Below are 16,146 nucleotides of genomic sequence, written 5' to 3'. Positions count from 1 at the left end.
GCCGGTACCGTCGGGGGCCCAGGACGCGGGCGAAGCCGACGATCGCGTCATACTCGACTCCGGTCCTGGTCCCGTGGTTGACCTGGGCACGGACCGACTCGCCCGCGGCAGACCGGCCCGCTGCGTCCCGGCGACCCGAGGCCCCGCTGTCGTCCTGGTGTCCGGGCCCGCCCGCGACCCGGCAGCCGAAGCCTGGGCCAACCGGCCCGTCGCCGAAGTCGGCGGACAGGAGTAGCTGCTGTACGAAGGCCCCGAGGACCTCCTCCACGAGTCGCGGGACGGTGATGTGGTCCGACGGCGGGTACGGCGCGCTGTGCGTGCACGGCGCCACCCCGGCCCTCCAGGTCGGTGAGGTGCGCGAGATGGTCCGCGCCGCCCACGAGACCGGCTTCCAGCTCCGCGTCCACGTCACCGGTGACCGGGCGATCGACACGGTCGTGGACGCGTTCGTCGCGGCACAGGAGGCCTCGCCCCGGGCGGACGCGCGGCACTACGTCACCCACGGCGACTTCATCTCCACGCGGTCGCTGTCCAGGCTGGCGGCCCACGGCTACGGGGTGAACATGAATCCGGCCATCAAGTGGACCGTCTGCGACCTCATGGACGAGGTGGTGGGCGCGGAGCGTTCCGCCCACCAGTGGCCGGTGCGGACCGCGTTCGCCTCCGGCGCCACCGTGCGCGCCGGTTCGGACGCGCCGATCACCGAACCCGACTGGCGGCGCGGCGTGGCCGGCATGCTGCTGCAAAAGTCGAAGGCCGGCGGCCGCAGGAGCGGCCCGGAACAGTGCGTCGGCCTGAACGAGGCGCTGCGCGCCTACACGGTGAACGCCGCCCGGCAGGACTCCGCGGAGGAGTGGAAGGGGTCCGTCGAACCGGGCAAGGTCGCCGACCTGTGCGTACGGGACCGCCCGTTGCTCGACGCCGCACCGCACGACATCGCCGATGTAGGGGTGGACCTCACGGTGTTCGACGGGCGAATCGTCCACGAACTCTGACGGGTGGCCGACCGTACACTTTGTCTCGAACGACCGGACGGACCTCACGGGGCCGTCCGGTTCTGCCGAGAGAACCGAGGAGCAGGCCTTGCCCGGGCAGCGATCCATCACCGAAGCGGAGAAGCTCGCGGAGGCCAAGCTGGGAGGCATCCCGGTCCGGCGGGAGCAGATGGCGGCTGTGGCCAACATCTATCGCGCCGCCGCCACGGTCCGGCACCACCTGGAGAACTCCGTGCTGCGGGGCTCGGACCTGACCTGGACGGCGTTCGTCGTGCTGTGGGTGGTCTGGGTCTGGGGTGAGGCGGAGACCCGGCACATCGCCGAGGAGGCGGGCATCTCCAAGGGGACCCTGACCGGTGTCTCGCGCACCCTGGAAGCCCGCGGTCTGCTGGTGCGCGGCGGCCATCCCACCGATGGCCGGCTTGTCCTGCTGCGCCTGACGGAGGAGGGCGAGGAGTTCATGCGCCGCGTCTTCCCGGCCTTCAACGACGAGGAGGCCTTCGTCACCTCGGGGTTGACCGGCGAGGAGTGCCGGACGCTGGCGGACGGGCTGCGGCGCGTGGTCCTTCAGGTGGAGCAGCACGGTGAGGACCGCCGAAGGTCGCTGCTCGACGGCGCCGAGCCCGCGCGCCGGCGCAGCGGCCGGCGTGCCAGGAGCTGAGCCGGCCGTTCCGCGCCCCGCAGGTCAGCGGACGCCGCCCGCGGCCCCGACCAGCGCGTCGAACAGGCTCTGTTGTCCGGGGTTGTCGGCGGCGGTGTCCTCCGGGTGCCACTGCACCGCCAGAAACCAGCCGTCCTCGCCGCCGTTGCGCTCCACGGCCTCGACCGTGCCGTCGGCGGCGCGGGCGGTGACGACGAGCCCGTCGCCGAGCCGGTCGACGTGCTGGTGGTGGTAACAGGACGCCTCCAGTTTGTCGGCCCCGGTGACGTCGGCCACGGTCGAACCCGGGGTGAGGGACACCGGGTGCCGGACATGCCGGTGCTCCTGCCCGGAGCCGCCCATGTCCTGGTGCAGCGTGCCGCCGAGCGCCGTGTTGACGACCTGCAGCCCTCGGCAGACGGCCAGCAGCGGCAGTCCCAGCGCGAACGTCTGCCGGGCGACCTCCAGGTCGAAGCCGTCCTGTTCGTCGTCCACGTCGTACACGGTCTCGTGGGCGGTGCCGGCACCGTAGCGGTGCGGGGCCAGGTCGCCGCCGCCGGGGAGCAGGACGCCGTCGAAGCGGGCGAGGCGGGCGGCGACCTCGGCCGGGGAGGCGGTGCCGTCGGGGGCGTGCGGGTGGATGGTGGCGGGTTCGCCGCCGGCCCGCCAGACCGCCTCGACCAGGGCGCGGGCGTTGACCTCGGCGGCGTAGCGCAGGGCCGAGGTGGTGGCGGAGAAGCGGGCGGGGATCGCGATGAGAGGGCGGTGGGTCACAGCTGTATCCACGTGGTCTTCAGTTCGGTGTACTTCTCCAGAGCGTGGACGGACTTGTCCCGTCCGTTGCCGGACTGCTTCCAGCCGCCGAAGGGCACGGTGAGGTCGCCCTCCTCGTAGCAGTTGACCCAGACGGTGCCCGCCTTCAGGGCGCGGGCGGCCTGGTGGGCGGTGGACAGGTCGGAGGTCCACAGCCCGGCGGCGAGGCCGTACTCGGTCGCGTTGGCGAGGGCTACGGCCTCGTCGAGGTCGTCGAAGGGCAGGACGGACAGAACCGGACCGAAGATCTCCTCCCCGGCCAGCCGGCTGCCGGGGGCGACCCGGTCGAAGACGGTGGGCTGGAGGTAGGTGCCGCCGGTCTCGACGAGGGCGCGTTCACCTCCGGTGCGCAGCCGCGCTCCGGCGTCGACGCCCGCGTTGATGTGGCCGAGGACCTTCTCCAGGTGGTCCTGCCCGACCAGTGCGCCCATCTCGGTGGCCGGGTCCAGGGGGTCACCGACACGCAGGGCGCGGGCCCGCTGGACGACGGCTTCGGTGACCTGTTCGGCGATGGAGGAATGCACCAGGAGCCGGGAGGGGGCGGTGCACATCTCGCCCTGGTTGAAGAAGATGCCCCAGGCGGCGGTGGCGGCGGCCTTGTCCAGGTCGGGGGCGTCGGGCAGGACGATGTTCGGGGACTTGCCGCCCAGTTCGAGCCAGACCCGCTTGAGGTTGGAGTCGGCGGCGTAGCGCAGGAAGTGACGGCCGACGGCGGTGGAGCCGGTGAAGGCGAGGACGTCGACGTCCGGGTGGAGGCCGAGGGCGCGTCCGGCGACCGGTCCGTCACCGGCGACGACGTTGAGGACGCCGGGCGGCAGGCCGGCCTCGGTGGCGAGTGCGCCGAGGCGCAGTGCGGACAGCGGTGAGTTCTCGGAGGGCTTGAGGACGACCGTGCAGCCGGCGGCGAGGGCGGGGGCGACCTTCCAGCCGGCCAGGGTCAGCGGGAAGTTCCAGGGGACGACGGCGCCGACGACGCCGGTCGGCTGACGGGTGACGAGGGCGAGGGCGTCGGGCGCCGTGTGCGGGGACTCGTCGGTGAGCTTGTCGGCCAACTGTCCGTACCAGCGGAAGGTGTTGATCAGGGCGCGCAGCTCGATGTCGTGGGCGTCGGTGATGGGCTTGCCCATCTCCAGGCTGACGGTGAGGGCGAGGTCCGCCCGGTGCTCCTCGAAGAGGTCGGCCATGCGGTTCAGGACCCGGCCGCGTTCGGCGGGGGCGAGCCGGGGCCAGGGCCCGTGGTCGAAGGCACGGCGGGCCGCGGCCACCGCCAGGTCGACCTCGGCGACGCCGCCGTCGGCGACCTCGGCGAGTATCCGGCCGTCCCTGGGGGAGACCACGGAAAAGGTGCCACCGCCGTGGTGCGGCGCGCCGTCGATGACGTGAGCGCCGGGGAGCGGGAGGGTCTCGGCGCGGGTGATCCAGTCGTCACGGGTGGCTTCCACCGTGAGTCCTCTTTTCGTGGAGTGCGGACGGAGCGGGTACGGGGGTGATCGGTGCGCCGGCTCAGCGGACGGTGCGCAGCGGCAGGGAGAGCAGGTCCTCCCCCACCACCACGCGTCCGCCGAAGCCGGCGCGGGCCCGCCGTGCCCAGAAGCCCTTGCCGACCTTGGCGGGGTCGGCCGGTACGAGGTGGCTGAGCACCAGCGTGCCGACGCCGGCGCGTTCGGCCGGCGGGCCGGCCTCGGTGACGTCGGTGTGCGAGACGCGGAGGTGGTCCAGCAGGGCGTCGTCGAGACCGGAGTCCGCGTGGAAGTCCAGGTCGATGACCTCGTGCACGAGGATGTCGGCACCCCGGGCGAGCCGGACCAGGTTGTCGGAGGCGGAGGTGTCGCCGGAGAAGACGACGGAGCCGTAGGGGGTGTCGAAGCGGTAGGCGTACGACGGGAAGACCGGGCCGTGCGGGACGAGGACCGCGGTGACGGTGACGGTGCCGTCGTCGGCGACGGTGAAGGGCTCCATGTCGGGGGCGGTGGGTCCGTGAGGGGCGGCGCCCGCCTCGGGCGCGTCGACCTCGTGGACGCGCATCAGGTCCCGGACGTCGGTGATGCCCGAGTCCCGCAGGAAGACGTTGGTGCTGTAGGCGAACGCCTCGACCTGCCTGGCCAGCAGGTCCGCGAGCCCGGGGGTGGGGTCGGACGGGGCGACGGTGGGTACGGTCCCCCCGCCGTACACGGGCGGCAGGCCGCCGGCCGGTCCGGGGCCGTGCACGTCGACGGGCGAGGTGATGCCGTCGTTGCTGTCGTTGACGCCGAAGCCCGGCAGCAGGAAGAAGTTGTGCAGGTCGGCGATGTGGTCGGCGTGCAGGTGGGTGACGAAGACGGCGGTCAGGTCCCGGTAGCGCAGGCCGACCGCCAGGTACTGGGTGACGGCGGCGCGTCCGGCGTCCACCAGGTACACGCGTCCGTCGACGGTGAGGGCGGAGGAGATGCCCGCGCGGCCCGGTTCCGGGGGCGGCCCGCCCGCCGTGCCGAGCAGCACCAGGCGGTTCGCCGGGAAGGTGCGGCCCGGCGCGGCGGCGGCCGTCTCGGTGGCGAGCGCCGGGAGCAGGGCGGCGGAGGCAGCGGCGGCGGTGCCGCCGAGGACGGTACGCCGGTCCGTGCTTCTCGGCCGGCTCCCGGCCCGGTCGCGGCGGGCCGCTGCCCCGGGCCGGTGGGCGTCGTGCGTCATGTGCGGGTTCCTTTCAGGCGGCTGGGATCGGCGCGGGGTTACGTGCGGGGTTACGTGCGGGGTTACGTGCGGGGTTACGTGCGGGGTTACGTGCGGGGTTACGTGCGGGGTTACGTGCGCGGCCGGATGCCGGCCGCGCACGACACGTCCCTGCGGGGTGGTTCAGTCCGGGAGCCGAGCCGTCCGGCGCCGCCGCAGCCGGTCGGCGCCGACACCCAGCAGCATCACCACCGGCACCGTCCCCACCAGCCACACGGCCGTGCCCATGTCACCGCCGATCAGCGTGGTGAAGTTGGCCAGGATCAGCCAGACGGCACCCGCGAGACCCAGTGCTCCGAGCACCGGAGCGATCACGGTGTTCCACGGGCGGGAGTCGACGCCCTCACGGCGGAAGAAGACGATGACGGAGACCGACGTCAGCAGGTAGAGCAGCATCATCGCCAGGACGGCGAGCCCGCTGAACCAGGAGAACAGGCTCACCACCGGGTCCCTGCCGCCCAGCGCGAACGGGACGACGAGGGCGAGAGCGATCACCGTTTGGGCACATCCGGCGACCCAGGGGGCGCGGTGACGGTTGAGGCGGCACAGCCCCGTCGGCAGCAGCCGGTCCCGTCCGAGGGAGAACAGGTAGCGGTTGGCGGAGTTGTGGAAGGTGAGGATACCGGCGAAGAGGGAGGTGGCCAGCAGGATCGGCAGGACCTCGTTGACCCAGCCGCCGAACTCTGCCGCGATCGGTGCGAAGACGAAGCCCGAGGAGTCGCCGCTCTCCAGCGCCGCGCCCGCCGCGCCGGGGGCCTCGGAGGCGCCCCAGGCCGAGATCAACATCCAGGAGGTCAGCGCGAAGAAGCAGGTGACCACGACCACGGCGAGGTAGGTGGCGCGGGGCACGGTCTTCTTCGGGTCGCGGGCCTCCTCGCCGTAGATGGCGGTGGCCTCGAAGCCGAACATGGACGCCACCGCGAACATCACCGCGATGCCCGGGGCGCCCGCCATGACGGCCGACGGGGAGAAACTGTCGGAGACACCGAGCCCCTCGGGCCCGCCGCCCTTGAACAGGGTGACCAGGCCGAAGACGAGCAGGATGCTGAACTCCGCGAGGACCAGGACCGCGAGCACCTTCGCGCCGACCTCGATGCCGGTCACCGCGAGGGCCTGCACCACGGCCATGGTGATCAGAGCCCAGGCCCACCAGGGCAGGTCGAGGCCGGCGTGGTCGGCGATCAGGGGGCTCATGGTGGCGCCGTACAGGCCGTACATGGCGCCCTGGATGACGCAGTAGGAGAAGAGGGCGACGGCCGCGCTGCCCGCGCCGGCGGTCCGGCCGAGCCCGGTGCCCACGTAGGTGTAGAACGCGCCGGCGTTGACGACATGGCGGCCCATGGCGACGAAGCCGACGGAGAAGAGCAGGATGACCGCGCCGGCCAGGACGTAGGCGGCTGGGGTACCGGCCCCGTTGCCGGTGGCGACCGAGATCGGGGCGGCCCCCGCGATGCCCGTGAGGGGCGCCTGGCCGGACAGGACGAAGAAGAGGATGCCCAGGACACCCAGGGCGTTTGGTTTGAGCGCGGTCGCGGTGGGCGTGTCGCGTACGGTCCGCTCCGCGGGCACCGTCTGACTGTCCACTCGGATCACCTGCCAAGGAAAGAGGAGGGTCGTTTCAGGCCAAACGAGTTGCCTCATCGTGGGGCGCTCCTATCCGTTTGGCAAGGGGTGGGGAGCGGACGATCCCCGTGAGCGCCGAATCCTTACCGAGCCGAAACCGGAGCGCCCCGTGAGCGGGTCGCGAGCGGACGAACCGGCGGTCTCAGTCGCCGTCGCGCTCGTCGGCCAGGGTGCGGAGCAGGTCGCGCAGTTCGGTGAGGGCTTCCTCGGTGACGTCCTGCTCGCCGAAGACGAGCTGGTGCAGGACGAGCCCCTCCAGGGCGGCGAAGACCAGCCGGGACAGCCCGCGGTCGACGGGCCGGGACAGCAGCCGGGACAGGTCGCGCCGGGTGGCGGCGAAGTACTCCTCGTACAGGGCGCGCAGCTGCGGCAGCAGTTCCGGCCTGCGCCGGGCCTCCAGGAGCAGTTCGTACTGGAAGGCCTGGAGGTCCGGCCCGGACTCGACCATGGCGGCGAGTCCGGTGGCGAAGTCGTCGGCCTTGCCGGTGCCGGTGTCCATCGCGCTGCTGCTCAGGGAGGAGCGGATGGCGTGGGCGACCGCCTCCTCGATGAGCGCGTCCCGGGAGCCGAAGTGGTGCACGACGAGCCCGTGGGTGACGCCGGCCTCCTCGGCGACGGCCCGGTAGGTCAGCTTGCGCAGACCGCCCCGGGCCACCACCCGAACAGCGGCGTCCAGCAGCGCCACCCGTCCCGCGCCGTAGTTCGTCACGCGCTTGCGGGGACGGCGCTCGCCGGCGGGCTGGACGGGGTCGGTCATGCCGACGACCCTACCGGCGGCACCCGGATCACCGCTTGGGCGGCCTGACGCCGCGGAACTCCCAGTCACCGCCGAGGGCGGTGGACAGGACCTCCTCGGACTCCGTCGGCCGGGCTCCCACGTCGGTGCGGACCGCGGTCGGTCCGGTGACGATGTGGTTGGTCAGGCGGCCGAGTCCCTCGACCTCCACCTCGACGGTGTCGCCGGGCCGCACGGGCCGGGAGTTGGCCGGGGTGCCGGAGAGCAGGACGTCTCCGGGGCAGAGGGTGATGGTGCGGGCGATGTCGGCGACGAGGTAGTGCATGTCCCACTTCATCTCGTCGGTGGAGCCGTCCTGCACCACCTCGCCGTTCACGAAGGTCCGCAGCCGTTTGCCGTGGAAGTCCCAGTCGGTGACCAGGCCGGGGCCGAGCGGGCAGAGCGTGTCGGAGCCCTTGACGCGGAGCATGGAGCCGGCGTCGGTGTCGCGGAAGTCGTGCAGACCGTAGTCGTTGGCCACCGTGTAGCCGGCGATGTACTCCCCCGCCTCGGCCGGGGAGATGTTCCGCGCCGTCTTTCCGATGACGATGGCGACCTCCCCCTCGTAGTTGAGCCACTTGCAGCCCTCGGGCCGCACGATCGCGCCCTTGTGCGCGTTGAGGGAGGAGGTGGGCTTGTGGAAGTAGGTCGGGGTGTCGGGCAGGCCGATCCGGAACTCGTCGACGCGGCTGCGGTGGTTGAGGTGGACGGCGACGACCTTGGAGGGTACGACCGGCGGCAGGTGCTGCGCGTCGTCGGTCTTGACGCGGCGGCCGTCGGCGGCGACCAGTTCGTCACCGTCGACGGTGACCTGGACGGTCGCGCCGTCCAGGAGGATACGGCGGTACTCGGGCATGGGCGCAAGCCTTTCTAGGAGCGGGTCCGGCCATCGGCCGGGCGGTCGAACCAGAGGTGCACCTGTCCGGTGCCGATGGAGTTCTCGTACTCGCCGTACTGGCGGGCCTTGGCGGTGCACGCCTGCTCGCCGAGGGCGCCGGCCATCATCAAGTAGTGGAAGAACTTCGCCTCGGGCTTGTACTTCCAGAACTCGTCCATGGTGTCGAGGACCTTGTCGTGGCGGCCCTCCTTGAACCAGGCGATGCGCTCGAAGTCGGCCTCGCGCGCCTCGGGAGTGAAGATGTGTGCCGGGTCGCTGGCCTCGTGGTCGCGCAGTTCGCGCAGTGGCCAGAAGGTGTGCGAGAGGGCGCCGGAGGCGATCAGCAGGACACGGCGGCCGGGGGTGGCGGCGATGCCGTCGGCCAGGGCGCGGCCCAGGCGCAGGTGGTCCTCCATGTCGCCGGTCTGGCAGACGCCGATGGTCACCCACCGCTTGTCGGGCAGGCCCTCGCCGAGGAACTTCCACAGGTTGATCGTGGCGTAGTAGATCGGCAGGTACTCGTCCTCGATCGCGGTGATCCAGGTGCCGTGCTTGTCGGCGCAGGAGGCGATGTTGCGGGCGAGTTCGGGGTCGCCGGGGAAGTCGTAGGGCATGCGGCACATGCCGCGCGGCAGTTCCTCGGAGGTGAACAGGCCGGCCCGGCGCTGCTGTGCGGTCACCACGAACTCGACGGTGGTCGCCCAGTGGGAGTCGAGGACGACGACGGTGTCGTAGTCGTCGCGCGCGAAGACGTCCTCGCGGAGCTGCTGAAGGCCGGTGACGAGGGTGATTTCCTTGCCCCCGTTCAGCTCCAGGCGCGTCTCCTCGGGGAGCACGATGGTGGGGACGTGGGCCAACAGGCCCGCCCCGACGATCTCACCCATGGTCCTTCCACCCCTTCGGTGCGGTGACGGTGTTCTTGAGGTCGCAGTAGAAGTCGAAGCTCCAGGTACCGCCCTCACGGCCGACCCCGGAGTGGCGGGAGCCGCCGAACGGAGCCTGGAGATCGCGGACGAAGAAGCAGTTGACCCAGACGGTGCCCGCGACGAGCTGTGCGGTGACCCGCTCGGCGCGCTCGGGGTCGCCGGTGGCGACGGTGGCGGCCAGGCCGAAGCGGGTGTCGTTGGCCAGGCGGACCGCCTCCGCCTCGTCGGCGAAGGTCTGCAGGGTCAGGACGGGTCCGAAGACCTCCTCCTGCACGATCTCGGAGTCCTGGGCGACATCGGTCAGCAGGGTCGGGAGGTAGTACTGGCCCTCGCCGCGCCGGCCGCCGACGACCGCGCGCGCGCCGGCCGCGAGGGCGCGTTGCACGAAGCCGTCGATCTTCTCCAGCTGCCGGGGGTGGATGTTGGGGCCGAGATCGGTGGCCTCGTCGCGCGGGTCGCCCTGCTTCAGTCGCGCCGCCTTCTCGGTGAAGCGGCGGGTGAACTCCTCGGCGACGCTCTCCTCGACGAGGATGCGGGTGGCGGCGAGGCAGACCTGGCCGGCGTTGTCGTACTGCTCGACCGCGAGGTCGACGGCGAGGTCCAGGTCGGCGTCGGCGAAGACCAGCAGCGGGGACTTGCCGCCGAGTTCCAGGCTGAGCGGGGTGAGGTTGGCGGCGGCCGACGCCGCGATGTGCTTGGCGGTCGGCACCGAGCCGGTGAAGCTGATGCGCCGCACGTCCGGGTGGGAGGTGAGGGCGTCACCGATCTCGGAGCCGTGGCCCTGGACGACGTTGAGGACGCCCGCGGGCAGCCCGGCCTCGGCGGCGATGTCCGCGAGCAGGGACGCGGTCAGCGGGGACCACTCGGCGGGCTTGAGGACCACCGTGTTGCCCGCCGCGAGGGCCGGGGCGACCTTCCACGTCTCCATCATCAGCGGGGCGTTCCACGGCGTGATCAGCACGCAGGGGCCGGCCGGATCCCAGCTGACGTGGTTGGTGTGGCCACGTGTCTGGAAGTCCTCGTGCTCCAGCTTCAGCAGCCAGTCGGCGAAGAAGCGGAGGTTGTGGGCGGCGCGCGGCATGACGCCGCGGCGGTGGGAGCGGAGCAGGGCGCCGTTGTCGCAGGTCTCGACGTTGGCGAGTTCTTCGAGGCGCTTCTCGATGCCGTCGGCGATCGCGTGCAGGAGGCGGGCGCGCTCGGCTCGGGGGGTGGCGGCCCAGCCGGGGAAGGCGGCCTTGGCGGCGGCGACGGCCGCGGCGGCCTCCATGGCCCTGCCTCGGGAGATCTCGCCGAGGGTGCTGCCGTCGATGGGTGAGGTGTCGGTGAAGGTCTCGGTGGAGGCGACGCGTTCGCCGCCGATGAAGTGGCGGGTGTCGACGGTGACTCCGGCGACGGTGGTGAGGTGTCCGCTCATGGTCGCGGGGGCTCCTGGGGTGCGTGAGGACGGTTTCACTCGGCGGCGGCGCCGGACGTGCCGGACTCCAGCAGACGGCCGCCGTCCCAGACGACGCCGACCTGGCGGTAGTAGGCGGCGATCGGCTCGCGGATCTCCAGCCGGGCCAGTTCCTCGGTGGGCGACTCGAACAGTTCCAGCTCGGCGTCGCCGGTCCAGGCCTGGCCGCCCTCGAAGGAGGCGGCGCCGGACTCGATCAGCTCGTCCAGTGCGAGGCCCTTGCCCTTCTCGATGGAAGGCAGCCAGCGGTGGTGGGCCATCGGACGGCTGTTGACGAAGCCGTTGGTCTCGGACGGCTCGCGCAGGGTGACGACGGCCTGCGCCAGGCGCCGGTCGGCGGCGGCGAGGGTGGCGCCGAACCGGGCGCCGGCCTCGATGCGCGGCGCGGGACCGTAGGGGTGCGGGCGGGTCTGGTGGATGGAGCCGAGCTTCTTCGGGTAGCCCTGGTGCAGTCCGCGGGCGATCGCGAAGTCCTTGTCGACCCAGATGTGGACGCAGCGGGTGTAGGTCTGCCCGTTGTACGTGCAGCGGACGACGGCGAACGCCTCCTTGTACTGGGCGAGCACCGGGTCCAGCAGTTCGTGGCCGTCGGCGGAGCAGGACTGCCAGTCGGCCCAGATCAGGGCGACCGCGCCCGGGTCCTCGTCGGCGAGTTCCAGCGGCTCGGGCAGCAGTTCGCGCACCCGGGCGGGGTCGGTGCGGTACTCGACGGTCAGCAGGTCACCGGAGTAGCGCCAGGGCGGGCTGGGGATCAGGGACGAGGCACCCGTCGCCGTCTTGGGGTGGAAGTATCCACGGACACTGGTCACTTGGGTTCCTTACGCGGTGAGGGCGGGCTGCTTCAGCAGTTCGGCGCGGTAGCGGGCGGCGGTCGCCGCGGCGGCCCGGCCGCCGAGGGCGACGACACCGACCAGCCGGCCGCCGGTGTGGTAGCCGGCCAGGACGTCGCCGTCGAGGTCGCCGTCCAGGACGCGGACGTCTTCGCGGCCGAGGGCGGGGGCGCCGAAGGACTGGAGCCGGAAGTCGTGCTGGTCGGACCAGAAGGTCGGCAGCGGCGCGAACGGCGCGAGGCCGGCGTCCTTCCCGGTGAGCACCCGGGCGGCGTGCTTGGCGGTGTCCGTCGGAATCGACCAGTGCTCGACGCGGCGCGGCACGCCGTCGTAGCGGGCGTTGGGGAAGCGGGCGACGTCGCCCACGGCGACCACGTCGGGGCGACCGCCGACCCGCAGGTGCTCGTCGGTCAGGACACCGTCGGTGAGGTCGAGGCCGTTGCCGTCGAGCCACTCGGTGTTGGCCAGCGAACCGACCGACTCCACCACCACGTCCGCCGGCAGGACCGTACCGTCGGTGAGGACGGCTCCGGTCACCGTGGTGTCCCCCTCGAAGCCCGCCACACCAGTGCCGAGGGCGAACCGTACGCCCCGCTCCTCGTGCCGTTTCAGCAGCGCCCCGGCGAGCAGCTCACCGAGCGGGCCGATCATGGGCAGTGGCAGGGGGTCGACGACGGTGACCTCGGCGGCGCCGAGTGCCACGGCGGTGGCGGCGACCTCGCAGCCGATGAAACCGGCGCCCACGACGACGACGCGGGCCCCTGGGCGGGTCAGCGCCTCGCGCAGGCCCTGCGCGTCGGCGAGGGTGCGCACGGTGTGCCGGCCGGCGCGCGGTCCGGGGCAGTTCAGCCGGCGGGGGCGCATGCCGGTGGCGACGACCAGACCCGCGTACGACAGGGTCTCCCCGTCGTCGAGGCCGACGGTCCGCCGGTCGAGGTCGGCGGCCGCGATCCGGGTGCCCAGCCGCCACGTCACGTCGGCCACGCTGGCCCGCGGCCGGAAGACCAGCGACTCGAAGGGCGCCTGGCCCGCCAGCACCTCCTTGGACAGCGGAGGCCGGTTGTACGGCATGTGCGGCTCGTCGCCGACGAGGGTGATCGCGCCGGTCCAGCCGGCCGCCCGCAGCTGCTCGGCGGCGCGCAGGCCGCCCATGGAGGCGCCGGCCACCACGATGGGTGCGCTCACGGCTCAGTCCTCGATCCGGATGGCCTGCAGGGGGCAGACGTCCGCGGCTTCCTCGACCTCGTCGCGCAATGCGTCGTCGGGGTCGGCGACGTAGGCCAGGTGACCGGCGTCGTCGAAGCTGAAGACGTCGGGTGCGGCGAAGACGCACTGGCCGTGGTCCTGGCACTTGTTCATGTCGACGACGACCTTCATGGCCGGTCCTCCTGGTGCTGAGGGCGTCGGGCAGGGAAAGAGGGGAAGTGGGGCCCGGCCCGGACGGAACGGGCCCCGGCCAAAGGGACACGGTGTGCACCGCACTCCCCTACTCGTTTGGCTTCAAACAACATAGGAAGTCGCCGACCTCTGGTCAATAGCTATCCAGCTGGATAAATTTTTGCGACCGACCCCTTGCGGGAAGGTGACAGGCTCCATACCGTTTGACGCCAAACGAAGAGGTGATCCCGCGTTCTCCACGCGGTGCGAAACCGCCTCCGCCCTCTCCCCCAGCCCCCGTGCCCGGGGAGGCGCCCCCTTCCCCTAGAGGAGACTTCGGTGAGCGCATCCGACACCCACCCCGTCCACCGGCACATGGACCGGCTCGCCGCCGACGGCATCGACGTGGTGCGGGTGACCTATCCCGACCTCATCGGCACCGACCGGGCCCGGGACGTCCTGCTGGACCACCTGCCCGCCGCCATCGACCACGGCCTCGCCTTCTGCCGCGCCGTCTACCACACCAGCCCCCAGGGCGATGTCGTCCCGGTCGCCGGCGGTCTGGACGCCGGGCTGCCCGACATCTGCGTCGTCCCCGACCTCGACACGCTCACCGCGCTGCCCTGGGAGCCGGGCGTGGCGACCTGCATGGGTGACGTCACCGACCCGGCGACCGGCCGGCCCGCCCCCGAATCGCCCCGCGACCTGCTCCGCACCGTCCTCGACCGATGCACCCAGCACGGACTGCGTCCGGTGGTCGGCCCCGAACTGGAGTACTTCCTCTGCGACGCCGCCCCCGGCACCCCGCAGGGCTGGCGCCGCTACGACGAGGCCACGGGCGTCATCTACACGGCGGGCCTGCGCGCCGACGGCGACAACCACCTGCTGCGCACCCTGCGCAAGCTGCGCGACCTCGGCATCGGCGTGACCAGCGGAAACCACGAGTTCGACGGCGGGCAGTTCGAGATCAACCTGACCCACTCGGACGCCCTGAGCGCCGCCGACCGGGCCTTCCGCTTCAAGGCCGCGATCAAGGAACTGGCCCGCCAGGAGGGCAGGCTGGCCACCTTCATGGCCAAGCCCTTCAACGACGCCGGCGGCTCCGGCTTCCACCTGCACCTGTCCTGCCTCACCGAGGACGACAGCAACGCCTTCGACGACCCGTCGGCGCCGTACGGCCTGTCCGCCACCGGCCGGCACGCCGTGGCCGGGGTGCTGGCCCACGCCCCGGCACTGGCCGCCCTGGCCAACCCGACGGTCAACTCCTACAAGCGCTTCGGTCCGGGCACCCTCGCCCCCTGGCTGGTCGACTGGGGCATGGACAACCGCAGCGCCATGGTCCGCATCCCGCCCGAGCGCGGCTCCGGCTCCCGCCTCGAACTGCGCCTGGGCGACGCCGGCGCCAACCCCTACCTGCTGATCGCCGGCACCATCGCCGCCGCGCTGCTCGGCGTCCTGGCCGGCGAGGAACCCGCCGCGCCACTGGAGGGCTACGGCTACGACATCGCCAAGTCCGCCGTCCTGCCGATGAGCCTGCCGGCCGCCCTGGACGCGCTGGAGGCGGACACCGCCCTGGCCGACGTCCTGGGCAAGGACTTCACCGCCTCCTACCTCGCCTACAAGCGCGACGAGGTCGCACGCTTCCACCGGCACGTCACCGACTGGGAGTTCACCGAGTACGCCTACCACCTGTGACGCCGTCCGCCTCCCCCGTCCGTACGCCCAGGAGTTCTTCCACGATGACCACGACCGCCCAGTCCCTGACCGACGCCGTGCGCGAGCCGATGCCGCTGGCCGACGTCGACCTCGCGAACCTCGACCACTTCACCGACGGCGTCACCCCTTGGCGCATGTTCCACACCCTGCGCCACCACGACCCGGTGCACTGGCAGGAGGAGGAGGCGCCCAACTCGGGGTTCTGGTCCGTCACCCGGCACGCCGACATCGCCCGCGTCGACCGCGACGCCGAGACCTTCACCTCCACCCAGTTCGTCAACCTCGAAGAGGTCGACGAGGACCAGATCAAGAAACGCGCCTCCATCCTGGAGCTGGACGGCGTCCGCCACCGCGCGATGCGCAGCCTGCTCCAGCGCCAGTTCGGCGCGAGCGTCATCAACTCCTACGCCGACTTCCTGCGCGGCCTGACCGCCACCACCCTCGACAACGCGCTCGCCAAGGGCACCTTCGACTTCGTCAAGGAGGTCTCCGCCGACTTCCCCATCAACGTCCTCGCCCGCCTTCTCGACGTGCCCCCGGAGGACAACCAGCAGCTCATCGACTGGGGCAACCGCATCATCGGCAACACCGACCCCGACTACGCCGACGTCCTGCTGGACAGCGAGGAGAGCGAGCAGTACCGCGACCTGCCCTTCCGCTCCCCCGCCTCCCTGGAGGTCTTCGAGTACGGCCGCGAACTCGCCCGGCAGCGCCGCGGCGGCAACGGCACCGACCTGATCTCCAGACTCGTCAACACGACCCCCCGCGACGGCGTCCCGCTCTCCCCGCAGGACTTCGACAACTACTTCCTGCTCCTGGTCGTGGCCGGCAACGAGACCACCCGGCACACCATCACCCACTCCATGCTGGCCCTCCTCCAGCACCCCGAGCAGCTCGCCCGCCTCAAGGACGACCCCTCCCTCATCCCGACGGCCGTCGAGGAGTTCCTGCGCTGGGCCTCCCCCGTCTACCACTTCCGCCGCACCGCCACCCGCGACGTCGAACTCGGCGGCAAGCGGGTCAAGGAGGGCGACAAGGTCGTCATGTGGTTCGCCTCCGGCAACCGCGACGAGGAGGTCTTCGGCAACCCCTACGACTTCGACGTCGCCCGCCACGACAACGACCACGTCACCTTCGGCAAGGGCAGCCCGCACCTGTGCCTGGGCAATCTGCTGGCCCGCACCGAGATCCGCATCATGTTCGAGGAACTGATCCCGCGCCTCGCCGACATCCGGCTCGCCGGCGACGTGCCCCGCGTCCGCTCCAACTTCGTCAACGGCATCAAGAAGCTGCCGGTCGAGGTGACCCTCGCCTGATTGCTCGGCGCCCCGATCCGCCTGCCGGGAGTGGGGGGGGGGGGGGGGGGGGGGAGAACGGAGAAACACCGAAAGGAAAAGAAAAAACCCCCCCTCAGG

At 71.9% G+C, this 16,146-nt stretch carries 14 protein-coding genes and 1 pseudogene; 4 read left to right on the top strand and 11 right to left on the bottom strand.

Going from position 1 to position 16,146, the window contains the following annotated elements; genetic code table 11:
* Positions 1-287 precede the first annotated feature (287 nt).
* Both ACVV2G_RS28120 and ACVV2G_RS28115 read left to right on the top strand, forming a co-directional pair.
* Positions 288-995 (top strand): annotated as a pseudogene (locus tag ACVV2G_RS28120) (amidohydrolase family protein); the annotation flags it as partial.
* A gap of 88 nt (positions 996-1,083) precedes the next feature.
* Complete coding sequence (locus ACVV2G_RS28115; RefSeq protein ID WP_453845576.1) at positions 1,084-1,656, top strand: MarR family winged helix-turn-helix transcriptional regulator; 573 nt, start codon at positions 1,084-1,086, stop codon at positions 1,654-1,656.
* Positions 1,657-1,680: 24 nt separating this feature from the next.
* On the opposite strand, the gene ACVV2G_RS28110 is transcribed toward ACVV2G_RS28115, so the two are convergent.
* The 11 genes from ACVV2G_RS28110 to ACVV2G_RS28060 form a co-directional block, all read right to left on the bottom strand.
* Positions 1,681-2,409 (bottom strand): gamma-glutamyl-gamma-aminobutyrate hydrolase family protein, encoded by a 729-nt coding sequence (locus ACVV2G_RS28110; RefSeq protein ID WP_453845575.1) that lies wholly within the window; start codon positions 2,407-2,409, stop codon positions 1,681-1,683.
* Positions 2,406-3,890, bottom strand: a complete 1,485-nt coding sequence (locus ACVV2G_RS28105; protein WP_453845574.1) for an aldehyde dehydrogenase — start codon at positions 3,888-3,890, stop codon at positions 2,406-2,408. The genes ACVV2G_RS28110 and ACVV2G_RS28105 overlap by 4 nt, the downstream gene beginning before the upstream one ends.
* A gap of 61 nt (positions 3,891-3,951) precedes the next feature.
* On the bottom strand, positions 3,952-5,115 hold the full coding sequence (locus ACVV2G_RS28100; RefSeq protein WP_453845573.1) for an MBL fold metallo-hydrolase: 1,164 nt from the start codon (positions 5,113-5,115) through the stop codon (positions 3,952-3,954).
* A 162-nt stretch (positions 5,116-5,277) separates the two neighbouring features.
* A complete protein-coding gene (locus tag ACVV2G_RS28095) occupies positions 5,278-6,738 on the bottom strand; it encodes an APC family permease (protein ID WP_453845572.1) in 1,461 nt (486 codons plus the stop codon).
* 181 nt (positions 6,739-6,919) lie between these two features.
* On the bottom strand, positions 6,920-7,534 hold the full coding sequence (locus ACVV2G_RS28090; RefSeq protein ID WP_453845571.1) for a TetR/AcrR family transcriptional regulator: 615 nt from the start codon (positions 7,532-7,534) through the stop codon (positions 6,920-6,922).
* A 28-nt stretch (positions 7,535-7,562) separates the two neighbouring features.
* Complete coding sequence (locus ACVV2G_RS28085) at positions 7,563-8,408, bottom strand: fumarylacetoacetate hydrolase family protein (protein WP_453845570.1); 846 nt, start codon at positions 8,406-8,408, stop codon at positions 7,563-7,565.
* Between the two features lie 14 nt (positions 8,409-8,422).
* The gene (locus tag ACVV2G_RS28080; RefSeq protein WP_453845569.1) at positions 8,423-9,313 is read right to left on the bottom strand and encodes a 3,4-dihydroxyphenylacetate 2,3-dioxygenase; all 891 of its coding nucleotides are present in this window, start codon (positions 9,311-9,313) and stop codon (positions 8,423-8,425) included.
* On the bottom strand, positions 9,306-10,769 hold the full coding sequence (locus tag ACVV2G_RS28075; RefSeq protein ID WP_453845568.1) for an aldehyde dehydrogenase: 1,464 nt from the start codon (positions 10,767-10,769) through the stop codon (positions 9,306-9,308). Before ACVV2G_RS28075 ends, ACVV2G_RS28080 begins: the two co-directional genes overlap by 8 nt.
* 35 nt (positions 10,770-10,804) lie before the next feature.
* Positions 10,805-11,617 carry an acetoacetate decarboxylase family protein gene (locus tag ACVV2G_RS28070; protein ID WP_453845567.1) on the bottom strand — a complete coding sequence of 271 codons (813 nt, stop codon included), beginning with the start codon at positions 11,615-11,617 and terminating at the stop codon, positions 10,805-10,807.
* A 9-nt stretch (positions 11,618-11,626) separates the two neighbouring features.
* Positions 11,627-12,823, bottom strand: coding sequence for an NAD(P)/FAD-dependent oxidoreductase (locus ACVV2G_RS28065; RefSeq protein WP_453845566.1), 1,197 nt, complete (start codon positions 12,821-12,823; stop codon positions 11,627-11,629).
* Positions 12,824-12,826: 3 nt separating this feature from the next.
* A complete protein-coding gene (locus ACVV2G_RS28060; RefSeq protein ID WP_365662232.1) occupies positions 12,827-13,015 on the bottom strand; it encodes a ferredoxin in 189 nt (62 codons plus the stop codon).
* A 339-nt stretch (positions 13,016-13,354) separates the two neighbouring features.
* On the opposite strand from ACVV2G_RS28060, the gene ACVV2G_RS28055 reads away from it, so the two are divergent.
* Complete coding sequence (locus ACVV2G_RS28055) at positions 13,355-14,710, top strand: glutamine synthetase family protein (protein ID WP_453845564.1); 1,356 nt, start codon at positions 13,355-13,357, stop codon at positions 14,708-14,710.
* A gap of 44 nt (positions 14,711-14,754) precedes the next feature.
* On the top strand, positions 14,755-16,047 hold the full coding sequence (locus tag ACVV2G_RS28050) for a cytochrome P450 (RefSeq protein WP_453845563.1): 1,293 nt from the start codon (positions 14,755-14,757) through the stop codon (positions 16,045-16,047).
* The last annotated feature ends 99 nt before the right edge of the window (positions 16,048-16,146 follow it).

Source organism: Streptomyces sp. JK94, from assembly GCF_053613315.1.
Note: the sequence above shows the minus strand (reverse complement) of the source record. Positions and strands in the feature narration are given on the sequence as shown.